Annotated in this window: 25 protein-coding genes and 1 tRNA gene; 19 read left to right on the top strand and 7 right to left on the bottom strand. The window is 68.0% G+C overall.

What is annotated here, in order from left to right; all coding sequences use genetic code 11:
• Window positions 1-59: 59 nt before the first annotated feature.
• Both murI and hemA read left to right on the top strand, forming a co-directional pair.
• Window positions 60-860 (top strand): glutamate racemase, encoded by an 801-nt coding sequence (gene murI / locus AC4GY7_RS12130; RefSeq protein ID WP_491114369.1) that lies wholly within the window; start codon window positions 60-62, stop codon window positions 858-860.
• 126 nt (window positions 861-986) lie between these two features.
• The gene (gene hemA / locus AC4GY7_RS12125; RefSeq protein WP_491114366.1) at window positions 987-2,228 is read left to right on the top strand and encodes a 5-aminolevulinate synthase; all 1,242 of its coding nucleotides are present in this window, start codon (window positions 987-989) and stop codon (window positions 2,226-2,228) included.
• A gap of 3 nt (window positions 2,229-2,231) precedes the next feature.
• Here hemA and AC4GY7_RS12120 read toward each other — a convergent pair whose 3' ends face one another.
• Entirely contained in the window at window positions 2,232-2,714 is a 483-nt protein-coding gene (locus AC4GY7_RS12120; RefSeq protein WP_491114363.1) for a DUF3429 domain-containing protein, read from the bottom strand.
• 178 nt (window positions 2,715-2,892) lie between these two features.
• Between AC4GY7_RS12120 and rpiB the strand changes: the two genes are divergently transcribed.
• From rpiB to AC4GY7_RS12090, 6 genes are read left to right on the top strand one after another with little or no spacing between them, the layout of a single operon-like run.
• Entirely contained in the window at window positions 2,893-3,327 is a 435-nt protein-coding gene (gene rpiB / locus AC4GY7_RS12115) for a ribose 5-phosphate isomerase B (RefSeq protein WP_491114360.1), read from the top strand.
• A gap of 3 nt (window positions 3,328-3,330) precedes the next feature.
• Window positions 3,331-4,641, top strand: coding sequence for a serine hydroxymethyltransferase (glyA, locus tag AC4GY7_RS12110; protein ID WP_491114357.1), 1,311 nt, complete (start codon window positions 3,331-3,333; stop codon window positions 4,639-4,641).
• Window positions 4,642-4,644: 3 nt separating this feature from the next.
• On the top strand, window positions 4,645-4,818 hold the full coding sequence (locus AC4GY7_RS12105; RefSeq protein WP_443583460.1) for a hypothetical protein: 174 nt from the start codon (window positions 4,645-4,647) through the stop codon (window positions 4,816-4,818).
• 8 nt (window positions 4,819-4,826) lie between these two features.
• Window positions 4,827-5,303, top strand: a complete 477-nt coding sequence (gene nrdR, locus AC4GY7_RS12100) for a transcriptional regulator NrdR (protein WP_443583459.1) — start codon at window positions 4,827-4,829, stop codon at window positions 5,301-5,303.
• Complete coding sequence (locus AC4GY7_RS12095; protein ID WP_491114352.1) at window positions 5,300-6,025, top strand: RNA methyltransferase; 726 nt, start codon at window positions 5,300-5,302, stop codon at window positions 6,023-6,025. Before nrdR ends, AC4GY7_RS12095 begins: the two co-directional genes overlap by 4 nt.
• A gap of 53 nt (window positions 6,026-6,078) precedes the next feature.
• Entirely contained in the window at window positions 6,079-6,354 is a 276-nt protein-coding gene (locus AC4GY7_RS12090; RefSeq protein WP_491114349.1) for a hypothetical protein, read from the top strand.
• A 7-nt stretch (window positions 6,355-6,361) separates the two neighbouring features.
• Here AC4GY7_RS12090 and AC4GY7_RS12085 read toward each other — a convergent pair whose 3' ends face one another.
• The gene (locus tag AC4GY7_RS12085; protein ID WP_491114346.1) at window positions 6,362-6,664 is read right to left on the bottom strand and encodes a chorismate mutase; all 303 of its coding nucleotides are present in this window, start codon (window positions 6,662-6,664) and stop codon (window positions 6,362-6,364) included.
• Between the two features lie 101 nt (window positions 6,665-6,765).
• Between AC4GY7_RS12085 and AC4GY7_RS12080 the strand changes: the two genes are divergently transcribed.
• The 5 genes from AC4GY7_RS12080 to aguB all read left to right on the top strand — a co-directional run bounded on the left by AC4GY7_RS12080 (window position 6,766) and on the right by aguB (window position 11,739).
• Complete coding sequence (locus AC4GY7_RS12080; RefSeq protein WP_491114343.1) at window positions 6,766-7,020, top strand: hypothetical protein; 255 nt, start codon at window positions 6,766-6,768, stop codon at window positions 7,018-7,020.
• 172 nt (window positions 7,021-7,192) lie between these two features.
• Window positions 7,193-7,807, top strand: a complete 615-nt coding sequence (rpsD, locus tag AC4GY7_RS12075) for a 30S ribosomal protein S4 (protein ID WP_443583455.1) — start codon at window positions 7,193-7,195, stop codon at window positions 7,805-7,807.
• 394 nt (window positions 7,808-8,201) lie between these two features.
• Window positions 8,202-9,848: a M28 family metallopeptidase gene (locus AC4GY7_RS12070; RefSeq protein WP_491114340.1), complete on the top strand. Its 1,647-nt coding sequence runs from the start codon at window positions 8,202-8,204 to the stop codon at window positions 9,846-9,848.
• Window positions 9,845-10,813, top strand: coding sequence for an agmatine deiminase family protein (locus tag AC4GY7_RS12065; protein WP_491114337.1), 969 nt, complete (start codon window positions 9,845-9,847; stop codon window positions 10,811-10,813). Before AC4GY7_RS12070 ends, AC4GY7_RS12065 begins: the two co-directional genes overlap by 4 nt.
• Before the next feature lie 65 nt (window positions 10,814-10,878).
• A complete protein-coding gene (aguB, locus tag AC4GY7_RS12060; RefSeq protein WP_491114334.1) occupies window positions 10,879-11,739 on the top strand; it encodes an N-carbamoylputrescine amidase in 861 nt (286 codons plus the stop codon).
• Here the strand turns inward: aguB and AC4GY7_RS12055 are convergent.
• Window positions 11,727-12,389: a uracil-DNA glycosylase gene (locus AC4GY7_RS12055; RefSeq protein ID WP_491114331.1), complete on the bottom strand. Its 663-nt coding sequence runs from the start codon at window positions 12,387-12,389 to the stop codon at window positions 11,727-11,729. The genes aguB and AC4GY7_RS12055 overlap by 13 nt on opposite strands.
• A gap of 22 nt (window positions 12,390-12,411) precedes the next feature.
• Here AC4GY7_RS12055 and folK point away from each other — a divergent pair, with 22 nt between their 5' ends.
• From folK to AC4GY7_RS12030, 5 genes are all read left to right on the top strand, one after another.
• Window positions 12,412-12,888: a 2-amino-4-hydroxy-6-hydroxymethyldihydropteridine diphosphokinase gene (gene folK / locus AC4GY7_RS12050; protein ID WP_491114328.1), complete on the top strand. Its 477-nt coding sequence runs from the start codon at window positions 12,412-12,414 to the stop codon at window positions 12,886-12,888.
• 20 nt (window positions 12,889-12,908) lie between these two features.
• A tRNA-Lys gene (locus AC4GY7_RS12045) sits at window positions 12,909-12,984 on the top strand.
• Between the two features lie 107 nt (window positions 12,985-13,091).
• On the top strand, window positions 13,092-13,265 hold the full coding sequence (locus AC4GY7_RS12040) for a hypothetical protein (protein ID WP_491114325.1): 174 nt from the start codon (window positions 13,092-13,094) through the stop codon (window positions 13,263-13,265).
• A 43-nt stretch (window positions 13,266-13,308) separates the two neighbouring features.
• Window positions 13,309-13,452, top strand: coding sequence for a hypothetical protein (locus AC4GY7_RS12035; RefSeq protein ID WP_491114322.1), 144 nt, complete (start codon window positions 13,309-13,311; stop codon window positions 13,450-13,452).
• A 3-nt stretch (window positions 13,453-13,455) separates the two neighbouring features.
• A complete protein-coding gene (locus AC4GY7_RS12030; protein ID WP_491114320.1) occupies window positions 13,456-13,677 on the top strand; it encodes a hypothetical protein in 222 nt (73 codons plus the stop codon).
• Window positions 13,678-13,685: 8 nt separating this feature from the next.
• Here AC4GY7_RS12030 and AC4GY7_RS12025 read toward each other — a convergent pair whose 3' ends face one another.
• The 4 genes from AC4GY7_RS12025 to AC4GY7_RS12010 form a co-directional block, all read right to left on the bottom strand.
• Window positions 13,686-13,994: a hypothetical protein gene (locus tag AC4GY7_RS12025; RefSeq protein WP_491114317.1), complete on the bottom strand. Its 309-nt coding sequence runs from the start codon at window positions 13,992-13,994 to the stop codon at window positions 13,686-13,688.
• A 79-nt stretch (window positions 13,995-14,073) separates the two neighbouring features.
• Complete coding sequence (locus AC4GY7_RS12020; RefSeq protein ID WP_443583445.1) at window positions 14,074-14,298, bottom strand: hypothetical protein; 225 nt, start codon at window positions 14,296-14,298, stop codon at window positions 14,074-14,076.
• Between the two features lie 119 nt (window positions 14,299-14,417).
• Window positions 14,418-14,837, bottom strand: a complete 420-nt coding sequence (locus tag AC4GY7_RS12015) for a DUF2721 domain-containing protein (protein ID WP_443583444.1) — start codon at window positions 14,835-14,837, stop codon at window positions 14,418-14,420.
• Between the two features lie 186 nt (window positions 14,838-15,023).
• Window positions 15,024-15,215 carry a hypothetical protein gene (locus AC4GY7_RS12010; protein WP_491114313.1) on the bottom strand — a complete coding sequence of 64 codons (192 nt, stop codon included), beginning with the start codon at window positions 15,213-15,215 and terminating at the stop codon, window positions 15,024-15,026.
• A gap of 240 nt (window positions 15,216-15,455) precedes the next feature.
• Here AC4GY7_RS12010 and AC4GY7_RS12005 point away from each other — a divergent pair, with 240 nt between their 5' ends.
• Window positions 15,456-16,580, top strand: a complete 1,125-nt coding sequence (locus AC4GY7_RS12005; protein ID WP_491114310.1) for a diguanylate cyclase — start codon at window positions 15,456-15,458, stop codon at window positions 16,578-16,580.
• The last annotated feature ends 183 nt before the right edge of the window (window positions 16,581-16,763 follow it).

Raw genomic sequence — 16,763 nt, 5'->3', positions numbered from 1 at the left:
TGCCGACTTGGCGCACGCGGCGCGAGAACGTGGCGTTTGCGGAACGCAGCGGCGCTATTATGAGCGCTACCATGCACGACGCGCCGATCCTGTTCTTCGATTCCGGTGTCGGCGGCCTGTCCGTCGTCGCGCCGACGCAGGCGCTGCTGCCGCACGCGCCGATCGTCTACGCGGCCGATTCCGCCGGCTTTCCCTATGGCATCAAGAGCGAGGCGGAGATTGCGGCGCGGGTGCCGGCGCTGCTCGGCCGGCTGGTGGAACGCTATCGGCCGCGGCTGGTGGTGATCGCGTGCAACACCGCCTCGACGATCGCCCTGCCGGCGGTGCGTGCGGCGCTGGACGTGGCGGTGGTCGGCACCGTGCCGGCGATCAAGCCTGCCGCGGCCCTCACGCGCAGCCGCGTCATCGGCGTGCTCGGCACCGAAGCGACGGTGCGCCAGGCCTATGTCGACGATCTCGCCGCGCGGTTCGCGGGGGATTGCACGGTGCTGCGCCATGGATCGGCGGAGCTGGTGCGGCTGGCCGAGGCGAAGCTGGCCGGCGCGGCGCCCGACCCGGCGCGAATCGCGGCGGTGCTGGACGGGCTGTTCGGCCAGCCGGGCGGCGCGGCGATCGACGTGATCGTCAATGCCTGCACGCATTTCCCGCTGGTCGAGGCCGAACTGGCGCGGGCGGCGCCGGGCGTGCGCTTCGTCGATGGCGGGCCGGGCATCGCCCGGCGCATCGCGGCATTGACGCAGGGACAGGCCTGGCCTGCGCGACCCGTGCATCGTGCGGTGTTCACGCGGCTGGGCGACGCCGAACGGGATCTGGCACCGGCGCTCGCCGGCTATGGGATCGAGGCGGTCGAGGCCCTGTAAGCCCTTCCACGCACGGGAACCGCTTCCGCTATCGCGCGGGTGGGACAAAATGCCCAACCCCTTCGATCACCCTGAGCGCTTTTACCCACTGGCAACCCGCCGCGCGCGCAGGTACACGGCACAGCCATGAGCAGCGACGGCACGGACGCGCGTGTGGATTATTCGCGTGTCTTCACCCAGGCGATCGATCGCCTCCATGCCGAAGGCCGATACCGGGTCTTCATCGACATCCTCCGCAACAAGGGGATGTTCCCCAATGCGCGCTGCTTCGCCGGGCACAACGGGCCGAAGCCGATCACCGTATGGTGTTCCAACGACTATCTCGCGATGGGCCAGCATCCCAAGGTGATCGCGGCGATGGAGGAAGCGCTGCACGACGTCGGCGCCGGGTCGGGCGGCACGCGCAACATCGGCGGCAACACCCATTACCACGTCGATCTGGAGCATGAACTCGCCGACCTGCACGGCAAGGAAGGCGCACTGCTGTTCACCAGCGGCTATGTGTCGAACGAGGCGACGCTGTCGACGCTCGCCAAGATCCTGCCCGGCTGCGTGATCTTTTCGGACGAGCTCAACCATGCCTCGATGATCGCCGGCATCCGCAATGCGGGATGCGAGAAGCGCATCTTCCGCCACAACGACCTTGCGCACCTCGAGGAACTGCTCGCCGCCGAGGATCCCTCGGTGCCCAAGCTGATCGCGTTCGAGAGCGTCTATTCGATGGAGGCGGACGTCGCGCCGATCGCGGCGATCTGCGACCTCGCCGATCGCTACAATGCGCTGACCTATCTCGACGAGGTGCATGCGGTCGGCATGTACGGCGCGCGCGGCGGCGGCATTTCGGAGCGCGACGGCGTGGCGCATCGGCTGACGATCATCGAAGGGACGCTCGGCAAGGCGTTCGGCGTCATGGGCGGCTATATCGCCGCGGACCAGACGATCATCGACGTGATCCGCTCCTATGCGCCCGGCTTCATCTTCACCACCTCGCTGTCGCCGGTGCTGGTCGCGGGCGTGCTGGCGAGCGTGCGTCATCTGAAGCAATCGAACGAGGAGCGCGAAGGGCAGCAGGCGTCTGCGGCCCTGCTCAAGACGATGCTCGACGAGGCCGGACTGCCGGTGATGCTCGGCGAGACGCATATCGTGCCGGTGCTGGTCGGCGATCCGGTGAAGGCCAAGCGGATCAGCGACATCCTGCTCGCCGAATACGGCGTCTACGTGCAGCCGATCAACTATCCGACCGTGCCGCGCGGCACCGAGCGGTTGCGTTTCACACCCGGACCGAGCCACAGCCCCGAGATGATGCGCGAATTGACCGACGCGCTGGTCGAGATCTGGAGCCGGCTGGAATTGCGCAAGGCCGCCTGAGGCTTAGTGGCCCACGGCTTCGCCGACAATGCCGCACAGGATCGTCAGCACGCCGAGCCCGACCGACAGCGGTATCCGCAACGCCATCCATCCGGTCGGCGCCATGTGGCGCTCCACCAGACGGCGATCGATCAGCAGCGTCATCATCACCGCCGATCCCAGCAGCACCAGCGCCCATGACAGCGTGAGGATATGCGCGATCGACAGCAGGATCAGCCCGGCACCGAACAGCGAGGGCAGCACCGCCCATGTGGCGATCCGACCCTGGCCCTCCGACGTGCGCATGGCGAAACCCCACCAGATCCCGCCCAGGAAGCTGAGGATCAGCGTCGCATAGCCGAAGGCGAACATCGGGCCGAGATCACCGCTGCCGCCGAACAGGCAGGTCGCCGTCGCCGCCACCTGCGGCAGCAGGCCGGCATAGCCCAGGATCAGCGGCGATTCGCCGACGCTGCCACGGCCGTAGAGGCTGGCGGAATCCGTCACGGCGCGGAACGGAATTGCGTTTCTTGAGCCATGTTTTTGCCTCAGGTTTGTAGATGGTCCGGGCAGAAGCGCGCGAACGGCGCGCAACGTTCCGTCACATCCGTCACAAGTGTGGCATTCTGCCGCCGCCCCCGCTAAGGCGCAGCCGACCCGCCCATCAGCCCACGGGACGCTACGCTTGCGCATCGCCTTCGCCTCCGATCATGCCGCCGTCGCGCTGAAGGCGCTGTTGATCGAGCACGCCGGGGGGCAGGGGCACGAGACAATCGATCTGGGGCCGCAGGGCGACGCGCGGGTCGACTATCCCGATTACGGCTACAGGCTTGCCGCCGTGATCGCCGCTGGCGAGGCGGACCTGGGCGTCGCCCTGTGCGGATCGGGGATCGGCATCTCGATCGCGGTCAACCGCAATCCCGCGTGCCGCTGCGCGCTCGTCACCGAACCGCTCGCCGCCGCGCTCGCCCGCCAGCACAACGATGCCAATGTCGTGGCGATGGGCGCGCGGCTGATCGGTCCCGATCTCGCCAAGGCGTGCCTCGACGCCTTTCTCGCCGCCGCTTTCGAAGGCGGCCGCCACCAGCACCGTGTCGACAAACTGTCGCAGAAGGACTGACCCATGAGCACCCAGCCCGCCAACCTTGGTGACATCCGCCCCGACGGCTTCTTCAACCGCGGCCTCGCCGACGCCGATCCCGCGGTGTTCGCCGGCATCACGCATGAACTGACGCGCGAGCAGACGCAGATCGAACTGATCGCCAGCGAGAACATCGTGTCGAAGGCTGTGCTGGAGGCGCAGGGCTCGGTCTTCACCAACAAATATGCCGAGGGGTATCCCGGCAAGCGCTATTACCAGGGCTGCGCGCCGTCGGACGAGGTCGAGAGCCTCGCGATCGATCGCGCCAAGCAGATCTTCGGCTGCGGATTCGCCAACGTGCAGCCGCATTCGGGCGCGCAGGCGAACGGTGCGGTGATGCTGGCGCTGGTCAAGCCGGGCGAGACGATCCTCGGCATGAGCCTCGACGCCGGCGGCCACCTGACCCACGGCGCGCGCGCGGCGATGAGCGGCAAGTGGTTCAACGCGGTGCAATATGGCGTCGACCCGGAAACGCACCTGATCGACTACGACCAGGTCGAACGCCTGGCGGTCGAGCATAGCCCCAAGCTCATCATCGCAGGCGGCTCGGCCTATCCGCGGGTGATCGACTTCGAGCGCTTCCGCGCGATTGCGGACAAGGTCGGCGCGTATTTCATGGTCGACATGGCGCATTTCGCCGGCATCGTCGCCGCCGGCCTGCACCCGACGCCGTTCGGCCACGCCCATGTCGTCACCACCACCACGCACAAGACGCTGCGCGGGCCGCGCGGCGGCATGATCCTGACCGATGACGAGGCGATCGCCAAGAAGATCAACTCGGCGGTGTTCCCCGGCCTGCAGGGCGGCCCGCTGATGCACGTCGTCGCGGCCAAGGCGGTGGCGTTCGGCGAGGCGCTGCAGCCCGGCTACAAGAGCTACATCGCCGCGGTGGTGGAAAACGCCAAGGTGCTGGCCGCCACGCTGAAGGAGCGCGGCTCCAACGTCGTGTCGGGCGGCACCGACACGCATCTGGCGCTGATCGACCTCACGCCGCTCGGCATCACCGGCAAGGATGCCGACGAGGCGCTGGAGCGCGCCGGCATCACCTGCAACAAGAACGGCATCCCCAACGATCCGTTGCCGCCGGTGAAGACCAGCGGCATCCGCGTCGGCTCGCCCGCCGGCACCACCCGCGGTTTCGGCCCGGCGGAGTTCCGCGAGATCGGCAACATGGTCGCCGACGTGCTCGACGGCCTCGCCCGGAAAGGCGAGCACGGGGACCCGGAGGTCGAGGCGAACGTTCGGCAGCGGGTACGCACGCTGTGCGCACGCTTCCCCATCTACGAAGGATAAGTCATGTCGAAGATCGAAGAGGTCCAGTCCAACGTCAAGAACACGCCCGGCCTCGGCAAGAAGATGGCGAAGTACGGCGCGATCGGCGCGGTGATCGCGATCCCCGTGCCCTTCGTCGGCCCGGTGCTGGGTGCGATCGTCGGCGCCAGCGTCGCCTACGCCAAGCGCAACGATTGATCGGCTGAATGCGCTGCCCCTTTTGTGGCCATGAAGACAGTCAGGTAAAGGATAGCCGCCCCACCGAAGACGGGGCGGCCATTCGCCGTCGGCGCCAGTGCGAAGGCTGTGCGGCGCGCTTCACGACGTTCGAACGCATCCAGTTGCGCGACCTGTGGGTGCTGAAGAGCAACGCCGCCGGCGGGATCCGCCGCGAGGCGTTCGATCGCGAGAAGCTCCTCCGCTCGGTGTCGATCGCGACGCGCAAGCGGCCGATCGAGCCGGTGCGAATCGAAAAGCTGGTGAGCGGCATCCAGCGCCAGCTCGAAACGCAGGGGGAGAGCGAAGTTTCGTCGAAGCGGATCGGCGAAATGGTGATGGATGGCCTGAAAGGCCTCGATTCGGTCGCCTATATCCGCTTCGCCAGCGTCTATCGCGATTTCAGCGAGGCGCGCGATTTCGAGGAATTCGCCGGTACGGTCGAACAGGCAGGGCGCGTCGAATGAATCCGGTCATCGTCCTGGTCCGCCCGCAATTGGGCGAGAATATCGGCAAGGCGGCGCGCGCCATGCTCAATTTCGGCCTGACCGACATGCGCCTCGTCGCGCCTCGCGACGGCTGGCCCAATCCGCAGGCGGGGCCGGCGGCGAGCGGCGCGGATGTGGTGCTGGAGCGTGCGCAGGTGTTCGACAGCGTCGCCGAGGCGGTGGCGGACTGCGCGCACGTCTATGCGACCACGGTGCGCAAGCGCGGCATCACCAAGCCGGTGGAAACGCCGGAGGTCGCCGCCCGCGGCATCCATGCCGCCGCCGAACGTTCGGCGATCCTGTTCGGACCGGAGCGTTCGGGGCTGGAAACCGACGATGTCGCGCTCGCCCGCACGATCATCACCGTGCCGATCAACCCGGAGTTCGGCAGCCTCAACCTCGCGCAGGCGGTGATCCTCGTCGCCTATGAATGGTCGAAGGGGCAGGCGCTCGCCCAGCCGTCGCTGACCGAGATCGATCCGCCGGCGTCGCAGGGCGACCTCGACGGCATGATCGCGCAGCTGGACGACATGCTGGAGCGCGCCAACTTCTTCTTCCCGCCCGATCGGGTGCCGGCGACGCGGCGCACGCTGCGCACCTTGCTGACCAAGCCCGGCTGGTCGGCGCAGGAGGTGCGGACGCTGCGCGGCGTGCTGTCGGCGCTGGACGGGGCGAAGGAGCGCCGCGGCCGAAACGCTTGAAGCGGGACGGGAAAGCTGATCTACCTCGTCCGGTCGATGGTTGGGAGAGCGTGATGCGTATCGTATGGACCGGGGTGATGGCGGTGCTGATCGCGACGCCGGGAATGGCCCGGACCCAGGTGCAGCCCCAGCCGGGCAGCGCGACGACCACGCCCGCGCCGGCGCCGACCAAGGACGCGACGAAAATCTGCAGGCGGACCGAACAGACCGGCAGCCGCATGGCGCCGAAACGCGAGTGTCATACCGCCAGCGAATGGCAGGATATCGACAGCGCCAATGCGCGCAGCGTCGACGGCGCCACCAGCCTGCGCAACAGCCAGCAGAACTGACCGGCGGTCAGCGGCGGTCGAACGCCGCCAGTTCGTAGGCGATCGAGGCTTCGACCAGCCGTTCCCACAGGTCGGCGATCACCGCGCCCGGCAGGCCGGCGGCCTCGGCGGCGGCGCGGGCGTTGGCGATGACCTGTGCCTTGCGCGCCTCGTCGCGGACATGGCCGCGCTCCGGCTTGATGCGGGCGGCAGCGTCCATATAGGCGAAACGCCGCGCCAGCAGCGCCACCAGTTCACGGTCGACCTGATCGACGCCGGCGCGGACCTCGGTCATGGTGGTGCATTCGGGGCCGGGCAGGATCGTCGTCATCGCGCTTCCTTAGCGGGGCGGCGGGTGATGTCGAGCGTTGCCGATCCGCTCTTCCCTTGCCCGTGTGAATACGTCATCCTCACTGTCTCAACAGGATGACCATGATGATCTTGCTCGCACTTGCCATGTTGACCGCGCCCGCCGTTCAGACGACCGAGGCGGCACCGCCGCCGCCGCCGCCGCCGGTTAAGGAAAAGCCGATCTGTCGCCGCGAAATCCCGGTGGGTTCGATCATGCCGGTCCGCACCTGTCATTCGAAGGCGGAATGGGCGATGATCGACCGGGCGAACAACGATGCCGCCGAAAGCGCCCGCCGCTCGAACGCCGCGCATTCCAATGCGATGCCGTCGAACTGATTGACAGCCGGTCGCGTGCCCGCTAGGCGCGCGCCTTCGCAACAGCCCCCGCATCCCGGTGAAGCGGTGGGCCTGCCTCTTTCGAGACCAGCAGAGCGATACCGGGGCCAACCCCGCCCCGCGGCCTGTCCGCGGGATGGGATTACGTCGTTACCGTTGCAAGGAATTTGGAATGTCGAAGCGCCATAGCGCCAAGCACAAGCTCGACCGTCGTCTCGGCGAGAACATCTGGGGCCGTCCGAAGTCGCCGGTCAACAAGCGCGAATACGGTCCGGGCCAGCATGGCCAGCGCCGCAAGGGCAAGGTGTCGGACTTCGGCATCCAGCTGCGCGCCAAGCAGAAGCTCAAGGGCTATTACGGCGACGTCACGGAAAAGCAGTTCAAGGCCTGCTACACCGAGGCGGCACGCATGAAGGGCGACACCAGCCAGAACCTGATCGGCCTGCTCGAGCAGCGCCTCGACATGATCGTCTATCGCGCCAAGTTCGCGCCGACGATCTTCGCCGCGCGCCAGATCGTCAGCCACGGCCACATCCGCGTCAACGGCGTGAAGTGCAACATCGCCTCGCGCCGCTGCTTCGTCGGTGACGAGATCACGCTGGGCAACAAGGCCAAGGAAATGGCGCTGGTGCTCGAGGCGCAGAACCTCGCCGAGCGTGACGTTCCCGACTATGTCGCGCAGGACGGCAACGCCAAGGTGACCTTCGTCCGCGTTCCGACGCTGGACGAGGTGCCCTATCCGGTGAAGATGGAGCCGAATCTGGTGGTGGAATTCTACTCGCGCTAAGCGCGAGGAAGAACACCACCGGACGGCCGGCGGCGCACCAGCGCCGTCCGACGACGCGGGATTTACTCCCGCGTCGGGTCCGAAGGTTTTGAAAAGGGCGGTCCTGCGGGGCCGCCCTTTTTGATTCGGCAGAGGCGGACTTCGTTCGGGTATGGCGATCTTCGGACCGGTTGGCCGACAAAGCGGTAAGCCGTCCCCCATCTGTCGGCAGCCGGTCGAAGCGCCTCAAGTCTCACCTGTGCTTCGACAGGCTCAGCACGAACGGTTGGAGGTGATGCGCCGCGTGCCCAAGCGGCCAGTTCCTCCGCATCTGCCCCGCACAGACCTTCCGCCCCCGTGGACAAGCGCCCGACCGCGCGCCACAAGGCGCGGCAGCCGTCCTTACGGAGTTTCCATGCGCCGCTTCCTCCTTGCCGCCCTGCTCGCCGCGCCTGCCATGGCCGCGGCGCAAACCGCCGCCCCGCCGATCTCCGTCGATACGCTGAAGGCGGTGACGAAGACCCTCTCGTCCGACGCGTTCGAAGGGCGTGCGCCGGGCAGCGCGGGCGAAACCAAGACGCTCGCCTATTTGCAGCAGCAGTTCGAGCAGGCCGGCCTCAAGCCCGGCAATCATGGCAAGTGGCTGCAGGACGTGCCGCTGGTCGAGATCACCGCGAAGCACGTGACGCCGCTTACCTTCACCGGCGGCAGGACGCCGGTCAGCCTCGCCTACGGACCTGACATGGTCATCGGCACCTATCGCGTCACGTCGCACATCGATGTGAAGGACAGCGATGTCGTCTTCGCCGGCTATGGCATCGTCGCGCCCGAAAAGGGCTGGAACGACTATGCCGGTCTCGACGTGAAGGGCAAGACGGTGATCGTCCTCATCAACGATCCCGATTGGCAGACGCAGGGCCTCACCGGCGATTTCGGCGGTCGGGCGATGACCTATTACGGCCGCTGGACGTACAAATACGAGGAAGCGGCGCGGCAGGGCGCCGCCGCGGTCATCATCGTCCACCAGACGGAGCCGGCGGCGTATGGCTGGAACGTCGTCCAGTCGAGCAACACCGGCGCCGCGCATGTCGCCGACGCCGCCAACGGCCATATGGACGATACCGCCGCGCACGGCTGGATGCAGCTCGACAAGGCCCGCGCGCTGTTCGCCAGCGCGGGCAAGGACTTCGACAGCCTCGCCGCCGCCGCCAAGGTCAAGGGCTTCAAGGCGGTGCCGCTGGGCGTGAAGGCGTCGGTCAGCTTCGACAATGCCATCACCAAGCAGGTGTCGCACAATGTCGTCGGCATCCTGCCGGGGCGCGAGGCGCCGGACGAATATGTCCTGCTGTCGGCGCATTGGGATCACCTGGGCCGCTGCACGCCGGTGAACGGCGATGACATCTGCAATGGTGCCGTCGACAATGCCGATGGTGTCGCCGCGCTGGTGGCGCTGGCGCAGGCGAATGCCAAGGCGGGGGCGGCGCGCCGCTCGATGGTGTTCGTGGCGCTGACCGCGGAGGAGTCCGGGCTGCTTGGTTCCGCTTATTATGGCGCGAATCCGATCTACCCGCTGGCGCAGACGGTGGGTGGCGCCAACATGGACGCCCTCGCCATGTACGGTCCGTCCAAGGACGTGATCGTGATCGGTCCGGGCAAGTCGGACCTCGACGGCTATCTCACCGCCGCGCTGAAGCGGCAGGGACGCCACGCCACCCCCGAGCCGACGCCGGAAAAGGGCTTCTACTATCGTTCGGACCATTTCAGCCTCGCCAAGCACGGCGTGCCGATGGTGTATTTCGAAACGGGGCAGGATCTGGTGACGGGCGGCCTTGCCGCAGGGCAGGCGGCAGCGAAGGATTACGAGGAGCACCGCTACCACGCGCCGTCCGACGAATATGATCCCAAATGGGATTGGCGCGGTGTGCAGCAGGACGTCCAGCTCTATTACATGATCGCGCGCGACCTCGCCGATGGGCGTGCGTGGCCGAACTGGGTGGCCGGCGACGAATTCCGTGCCATCCGCGACAAGAGCCGTGCCACCGTGACGGGAGCCGCCCGATGACCCGCATGACCCCTCCCGCCGAATGGGCACCGCACGCGGCGGTGTGGATCGGTTTTCCGAGCCATGCCGACCTGTGGCAGGAGGATCTCGATCCCGCCCGCGACGAGGTGGTCGCCTTTGCCCGCGCCGTCCACGCCGATGGCCGCGGCGAGCGCGTGATCCTGGTCGCCGCCGATGCCGAGGCGAGGCTCGCCGCCGAACGGCTGGCGCCGTTCGCTGAGGTGGTGGTCGAGCCGTTCGGCGATATCTGGCTACGCGACACCGCGCCGATCCTGCTTGCCGATGGCGAGGCGCGCGACTTCGACTTCAACGGCTGGGGCGGCAAGTACGACCTGCCCGGCGATGACACGATCGGGCTGCGCCTGGGCCAGTCAATCGGTGCGCGCGTCGGCTATTGCAACTGGGTGCTGGAGGGCGGCGCGATCGACGGCGACGGGGCCGGCACGGTGGTGACCACCGAGCAATGCCTGCTCAACCCGAACCGCAATCCGACGCTGACTAGGGCCGATATCGAGGCGCGGCTGCGCGAGGACCTGGGCTTCACCCGCGTGGTGTGGCTGGGCGACGGGCTGCTCAACGACCATACCGACGGCCATGTCGACAACCTTGCTCGCTTCGTCGGCGAAAACCGCGTCGCCTTGCCCACGGCGGCGGAGAACGATCCCAACTGGCAGGTCTATCAGAACGCCGAGCGCGCCGCCCGCGCCGCGGGGCTGGACGTGGTGACGATCCCGTCGCCCGGTCGCGTGTTGCGCGATGAAGAGGTGGTGCCGGCAAGCTACATGAACTTCTACATCGGCAATGCCGCGGTGGTGGTGCCGGTGTACGGCACCGACAACGATGCCGCGGCGGTCGCGGCGATCCAGGCGCTGTTCCCGGATCGCGAGGCCATCGGCCTGCGGGCGGATCATATCCTGACCGGCGGCGGCAGCTTCCACTGCATCAGCCAGCAGATTCCGGCCTAGCGAACCGGAGCCACTCCATCCGCCGAGGGGTGACGATCCGCCCCGTCGCCATTACATGCGCGCGCATGACCCAGATCACCGTCGCCGCGCTCCAGCTCGCCTTTTCGAACGACATCGATGCGAACATCGCCAACGTGTCGCGCCTGGTGCGCGAGGCGGCGGGGCGGGGCGCGCAGGTGATCCTGCCGCCCGAACTGTTCGAGGGCGAATATTTCTGCCGCGTCGAGGATGAGGGGCTGTTCGCCAATGCCGCGCCGGTCGGCGAGCACAAGGCGGTGCTGGCGATGCAGGCCCTCGCCGAGGCGCTGAAGGTGACGATCCCGACCAGCTTCTTCGAGGCGGACGGGCCGCATTACTACAACAGCCTGGCGATGATCGGCCCAGATGGCGAGGTGCAGGGCGTCTATCGCAAGAGCCACATCCCCGATGGGCCTGGCTATGAGGAGAAATTCTATTTCCGCCCCGGCAACACCGGCTTCAAGGTGTGGCCGGCGCCGCCGCAGGCGCCGGGCTGGACGCTCGGCGTCGGCGTCTGCTGGGACCAATGGTATCCCGAGACGGCGCGCGCGATGATGCTGATGGGGGCGGAACTGCTCTTCTATCCCACCGCGATCGGCAGCGAGCCGCACGACACCAGCCTCGACACCGCGCGGCTCTGGCGGCGGGCGATGGTCGGGCATGCGGTCAGCAACGTCGTCCCCGTCATCGCCGCGAATCGCATCGGTACCGAGCACGACCAGACCTTCTACGGCACCAGCTTCATCGCCGACGAGCGCGGTGACATCGTTGCCGAACTCGGCCGCGATGAGGAAGGCGTGATCGTCGCGACGCTCGACCTCGCCCGCATCAGGCGCCATCGCGCCGCCTTCGGCTTCTTCCGCGATCGCCGGCCGGAGCTGTACGGCCGGCTGGTTCAGGACGTCTGACGCAGCGCCATCGCCTGCGCGAAAACCTCTTCGAACATCGTATCGGTGATGCGGCCGGTGTTCTGGTTGTAGCGTGACGGGTGGTAGCTATCGATCAGGATGCGGCCGTCGGGCATGCGATGTTCGGCGCCATGCGCGAACTGCGCCTTGGGCAGGCGGCCGCCCAGCACCTTGACCGCCGACTGATGGGCGATCTGGCCGAGCGCGACGACGACGCGCAGGTTGGGCAGCGCCGCGATCTGATCGTCCAGGAACGGGCGGCAGGTGCGGATCTCCTCGGGCGTCGGCTTGTTGGCGGGCGGCAGGCATTTCACCGCATTGAGGATGATGGCGCCGCTCAGCGCCAGATCGTCGCCGACCCGGTTGGCGAAGGTGCCGGTGGCAAGGCCGAACGTCGCCAGCGTGGTGTAGAGCAATGCCCCGGAATGATCGCCGGTGAAGGCGCGCCCGGTGCGGTTGCCGCCGTGCAGGCCGGGCGCGAGGCCTACGATCGCCAGCCAGGCTTCAGGGTCGCCGAAGGCGGGGACGGGCGCGTTCCACCACGTCGGGTTCTGTTCCCGCAAGGCGAGGCGCGCAGCGACGAGGCGGGGGCAGCGGGGGCAATCGTGGGGCGGTTCGGTGGCGGGCAGCGCGCTGGGTGCGAAGGTCATCGCAATCGCCTAGAGCGCTGCCATGGCGCAGACAATCTACGCGATCGGCATCGGATCGAACCGGCGAGGTCGGCATGGCGGCCCCGCCGATGAGGTTCGTGCGGCGATCGCGGCGCTGGGCGGCGTGATCGCGGCCTCGCCGATCATCGCCTCGGCGCCGCTCGGCCCCTCGATCCGCCGCTTCGCCAATGCCGCGGTGCTGATCGCGAGCGATGCGGCGCCGCCGGATGTGCTTGCCCGCCTCAAGAGCATCGAGGCCGCCTTCGGCCGTCGGCGTGGGCGGCGCTGGGGGGCGCGGGTGATCGACCTCGATATCCTGCTGTGGTCGGGGGGCACGTGGCGGACGCGGCGGCTGGTCGTGCCGCATGCCGCGCTGGCGCAGCGGGCGTTCGTGCTCACCCCGCTCGCCGCCATCGCGCCGGGCTGGCGCGTACCCAGACAGGGCCGCACGATCCGTCAATTGGCGCACATGGTTGACCGGGCACGCGCCCGCCCCTAGGTGCGCCCCATCGATGGCGGGGGTCCGTAGCTCAGTCGGTAGAGCAAGCGACTTTTAATCGAGAGGTCCCGGGTTCGAGCCCCGGCGGACCCACCATCGACGTTTCCCGACCGATCCGCACACCGCGCAGGGAACCGCAGGCAGCCCACGGAATTGATGCAGCAACAGCGCAGGGATCCACCCGGCTGCTGCCTGAGGACATTATGAGCCGCATCAAGTTGGGCCTGTTCGGCGCCGCGCGCCAATCGGCCGCCGACGATCGTACGAACGACAACAGCGTCATGGACGCCTATCGCCAGGAGCATCTGTCCGGGCTGACCCCGGTCGAGCGCGCCGCCGCGGAAGCGATGATGCGCAAGGATGCGCTCGCCGCCTGAGCGGGCCATCCACATGAGCATCCGACAGTGGCAGGAGGCTGACATGGCCGAACCGGACAGCGATACAGCGGCCGAAGCCGCATCAAAGGACGGTGCCGCCGTGGGCAGCGACGGCCCGGCGCAACAAGTGGCCGTGCCGACCGAGGGCGGTGAAGCCGCGGCCGAGAGCGAAGCGCACCCGAGCTGAGCGATGGCCGAAATCGTCATCAGCCCCAGCGGACCCGGCGCGATGGAAACCGGGCTCATGATCGATGAGACCGGCACCCGGTTCGTCGTGCTGACGTTCAAACAGCCCGACACCGACCCGGTGCTGGTCACGTTCACCGTGCCGATCTTCCAGTCCTACGTCGAGCATCTGGGCAAGACCGCCGAAGCGGCCGCCGACGAACTCAACTGGATCGTCTCCAGCTGAGTCGCGCGTCAGGCGAAGTCGCCGAGCTTCGCCGCCTCGTCTTCCTCCGGCGAAGGCACGGTCGGGCCGCCGGCATCATCGTCCATCGGCGCCTGTTCGGGCTGGGGGGACGTAGGCGGCGCAACGGCGCCACCGTCCGCCGCGCCGCCGCGGTCGGGCGAGATGTCGTCCGGCCATGCGCCGGCGTCGGCATTGTCGCCGGTCACGGCTGCTGCAGCGCCGCCGCCGCCGGAACGCGTCGTGACGGAAGGTTCGCTGCTATCTCCGCCCGTGCGCGGTGACATGTCGGGGGTGGTGCTTGGCGGTGCGTCGGTCATCATCGTCTCCTCGTCATGTCAACGGCAGGCGCGAGGCGTCGTTCCGCTGCCACGACGCCGACCGGGGAAGGGCGCCCGGCTATTCCTGGCCGGCGTTGGGATCGAAGTCGCGGCGCCCGGCCTTTGCCGCGTCCTGCGTCGTGTGGTCGCCTGCGCTATCGTCCGCGTCGGGGCCTTCGCCGGCGCCGGCCCGATCTTCACCGCCGCCGGTGATATCGCCGGTCGTGGTTTCGCCGGGGTTCTGGCGCTTGATGTCGCCGGTCGGGTCCGATCCCTCGTCGGCGTTCGCTCGATCGTCGGTCATGGTGCTGTCCTTCATCGTGTCCGGCCCCAACGAATGCCCGTCGGGAATGGGCCCTGACGATCGTGCTATCCCATGATGGTCGCGGGCGGCGGCGATGCGACCGCCTCCCTGCGGGCCAGTCAGTCCGGTTCGTCTTCGTCGCGCAACGTGCGGCCGGCGAGCGTGATCTCGGCGACGAAGCAGGCAAGGCCGGCGGCGGCACAGACCAGCCCGCCGCCGAAGAAGGTGAAGAGGGTGACGACGTGACCCGAATCCCGCAGGGTGCCGAGGAACAGCGTGATCGCGGCGCAGCACGTCATTGCGCCTGCTGCTGCGGCGAGCGTCACCGCGACATCGAGAATCTTGGAACGGACCCGCAGGCGCTGCATCTCCGCGCCGCTTCGCCGCCCGTCCTTCTTCAGCACATGGATTCGGTCGCTGATCCGGCCCAGGCGCGTGGCGAAGACGTTGAGCAACGATCCGACCGCGGTCAGCAGGAAAATGGGGGTAAGGGCGAGCTGGATGACATGGGCGGCGGAACTCAGCGGCTCGTGCGTCATAAACGGTCCTGTTGCGCCCATCCCATCGATCGGCCGCCGCCGTTGTTCCCTCCGGTGAACGGCAGACGCCGACCGGGTTGCGGCCGCAGCGGCCATGCCGTCAAGCTTTGAGGTTGCCGAGCATTGCTTCGCCATCGTGCAGCGGGTCAGTGGATGTGCCACTGACGAGGCCGTCGCTCCATGTGTTCAGGCCGCCATCGGCAGGGCTCGCGCATGGTTCAGCTGGTGTGCCGCGATCAGATACCCCAGCTGCGCACGGTAGAGGCTCGCAAGGTCGAGGTGCATCGCTCTCACCTCCGGACAGGTGGCGAGCGTTGCAAGCTGCGTCTGATCCGCGATCCAGCGCTCGACCCGTTCCGGCGTGAGATTGGTGTTCATGCACGCCAATGTCGCCCCATTTTGGGGGTAAGCCAACGTACTGATATAGTTAATGAACGATCGGGGCGGGAAAAGCACTGGAGCCAATGGGAGAGGACAGGCGGAGCCACGCTTCCTGCGCGATGGAACGTAAGACCATCTGACTTTTCGCCACCCCGGGTGCAACGTCCGCCGAATGCCACCAATTCTTAATGGATCAGGATCATTACCCCATTGAACAGGGGGGTTACCGGTTCGGCCATGGCCTTGGTGCGCGCTTTCTTCGATGGCTTCGAACGGCTGGCGGGCATCCCCCGGGATGATCCCGGCTTGCGCACCGATCTGCTCGATACGGCGATGCTGCGCCCGCTCGGCGTGCTGACCGCCAGCATGGGCTTCCTCATGATGAGTGCGGCCGCCGTGTGGTTCACCCGCGCGCACTGGGCGGCGGTGTGGCTTTCGATCGATATCCTGCTGCTGACCGCGCGCTTCGTTCCCGCGCTGCGTGCGTGGCGATCGCAGCGCCGTGTGCCCCGGCGCACGGCCTGTGCGATCCTGCTCGCCGCCTGCGCGATGTTCGCGACCTTCGGTCTGGGCTGCGCGGCGAGTTTCCTGACCGGATTGGAGGAACTGCGGATCGCATCGGCGCTGGCGACGATGGGACTGCTCGCCGGGCTGGCGACGCGCTGGGCTGCCCTGCCGCGCCTCGCGACCGCCATGATCGTGGTCGTCTCGGCACCCATGGCGGTGGCGATCGGTCTGCTGAGCGGCTTCCTGGCCGCATTGTTCCTGGTGCTGGTGGTGGGCACGGCGGTGTTGACCCTGCAGAACAACAAGACGCTGCTGGCGCTGCTGGCGGCGGAACGCCGCGCCCTGCGGCTCGCCGAAACGGACGTGCTGACCGGCCTGCTGAACCGGTCCGGTCTGGAGACGGCGCTGGATCGGCATGCCGGCCGCGCCGTGTCGCTGCTGTTCCTGGATATGGACCGGTTCAAGGCGGTGAACGATCGCTACGGCCATGCGGCGGGTGACGAAGTGCTCGTCGCGATCGCCGGCCGGCTGCGCCTGATCTTCGGCACGCAGCCGATCGCGCGACTCGGCGGCGACGAATTCGTCGCCATCCTGTTCGGCGACGAGGCCGAATTGGTCGACCAGGTCGTCACCGCCGTCTGCGATGCGGTGGCGCAGCCGGTGCGTATCTGTGGCCAGCAGATCGCGGTCGGCGTCGGCGTCAGCATCGGCGTGGCGTCGGGCGTGCTGGCGGCGGGCGAGACCGCGGCGCTGCTCGCCGGGGCCGACGCAGCGCTCTACGAGGCGAAGCGGGCGCGGGCGAAGGCGGACCATCCCGGCGGCCGGCGCCGGGCGCGTGCCGCCGCGATCGGCTGAACGGCGCACCCGGACGCAGGCGGCCATGCTGGCCTCGGCCCGACGGGCGATGTAGTGGCAGGGACGGCGCAATGACGGGCAGGTCCCGTTGGCGCGTGCATCACTGTCGGGACACTGCCGCCATGGACCAGATCGCATACGGCAGGCCGCCGGCCCGCCACCGCTTCCGCCGGCTGACAGCCG

Source organism: Sphingomonas sp. SP5 (assembly GCF_058313455.1).
The sequence above is the reverse complement of the archived record's forward strand: the minus strand, read 5'-3'. Positions and strand labels throughout refer to the sequence as shown.

What these genes read in the sequence shown, in the direction of transcription:
- rpsD (WP_443583455.1), top strand. Translation starts at nt 7,193, where the DNA reads ATGTCGAAGCGCCATAGCGCCAAGCACAAGCTCGACCGTCGTCTCGGC.
- hemA (WP_491114366.1), top strand. Translation starts at nt 987, where the DNA reads ATGAGCAGCGACGGCACGGACGCGCGTGTGGATTATTCGCGTGTCTTC.
- AC4GY7_RS12065 (WP_491114337.1), top strand. Translation starts at nt 9,845, where the DNA reads ATGACCCGCATGACCCCTCCCGCCGAATGGGCACCGCACGCGGCGGTG.
- AC4GY7_RS12035 (WP_491114322.1), top strand. Translation starts at nt 13,309, where the DNA reads ATGGCCGAACCGGACAGCGATACAGCGGCCGAAGCCGCATCAAAGGAC.
- AC4GY7_RS12020 (WP_443583445.1), bottom strand. Translation starts at nt 14,298, where the DNA reads ATGACCGACGATCGAGCGAACGCCGACGAGGGATCGGACCCGACCGGC.
- glyA (WP_491114357.1), top strand. Translation starts at nt 3,331, where the DNA reads ATGAGCACCCAGCCCGCCAACCTTGGTGACATCCGCCCCGACGGCTTC.
- AC4GY7_RS12010 (WP_491114313.1), bottom strand. Translation starts at nt 15,215, where the DNA reads ATGAACACCAATCTCACGCCGGAACGGGTCGAGCGCTGGATCGCGGAT.
- AC4GY7_RS12105 (WP_443583460.1), top strand. Translation starts at nt 4,645, where the DNA reads ATGTCGAAGATCGAAGAGGTCCAGTCCAACGTCAAGAACACGCCCGGC.
- AC4GY7_RS12095 (WP_491114352.1), top strand. Translation starts at nt 5,300, where the DNA reads ATGAATCCGGTCATCGTCCTGGTCCGCCCGCAATTGGGCGAGAATATC.
- AC4GY7_RS12025 (WP_491114317.1), bottom strand. Translation starts at nt 13,994, where the DNA reads ATGACCGACGCACCGCCAAGCACCACCCCCGACATGTCACCGCGCACG.
- AC4GY7_RS12055 (WP_491114331.1), bottom strand. Translation starts at nt 12,389, where the DNA reads ATGACCTTCGCACCCAGCGCGCTGCCCGCCACCGAACCGCCCCACGAT.
- folK (WP_491114328.1), top strand. Translation starts at nt 12,412, where the DNA reads ATGGCGCAGACAATCTACGCGATCGGCATCGGATCGAACCGGCGAGGT.
- AC4GY7_RS12040 (WP_491114325.1), top strand. Translation starts at nt 13,092, where the DNA reads ATGAGCCGCATCAAGTTGGGCCTGTTCGGCGCCGCGCGCCAATCGGCC.
- AC4GY7_RS12085 (WP_491114346.1), bottom strand. Translation starts at nt 6,664, where the DNA reads ATGACGACGATCCTGCCCGGCCCCGAATGCACCACCATGACCGAGGTC.
- nrdR (WP_443583459.1), top strand. Translation starts at nt 4,827, where the DNA reads ATGCGCTGCCCCTTTTGTGGCCATGAAGACAGTCAGGTAAAGGATAGC.
- AC4GY7_RS12005 (WP_491114310.1), top strand. Translation starts at nt 15,456, where the DNA reads ATGGCCTTGGTGCGCGCTTTCTTCGATGGCTTCGAACGGCTGGCGGGC.
- murI (WP_491114369.1), top strand. Translation starts at nt 60, where the DNA reads ATGAGCGCTACCATGCACGACGCGCCGATCCTGTTCTTCGATTCCGGT.
- aguB (WP_491114334.1), top strand. Translation starts at nt 10,879, where the DNA reads ATGACCCAGATCACCGTCGCCGCGCTCCAGCTCGCCTTTTCGAACGAC.
- AC4GY7_RS12030 (WP_491114320.1), top strand. Translation starts at nt 13,456, where the DNA reads ATGGCCGAAATCGTCATCAGCCCCAGCGGACCCGGCGCGATGGAAACC.
- AC4GY7_RS12015 (WP_443583444.1), bottom strand. Translation starts at nt 14,837, where the DNA reads ATGACGCACGAGCCGCTGAGTTCCGCCGCCCATGTCATCCAGCTCGCC.
- AC4GY7_RS12080 (WP_491114343.1), top strand. Translation starts at nt 6,766, where the DNA reads ATGATGATCTTGCTCGCACTTGCCATGTTGACCGCGCCCGCCGTTCAG.
- AC4GY7_RS12070 (WP_491114340.1), top strand. Translation starts at nt 8,202, where the DNA reads ATGCGCCGCTTCCTCCTTGCCGCCCTGCTCGCCGCGCCTGCCATGGCC.
- AC4GY7_RS12090 (WP_491114349.1), top strand. Translation starts at nt 6,079, where the DNA reads ATGCGTATCGTATGGACCGGGGTGATGGCGGTGCTGATCGCGACGCCG.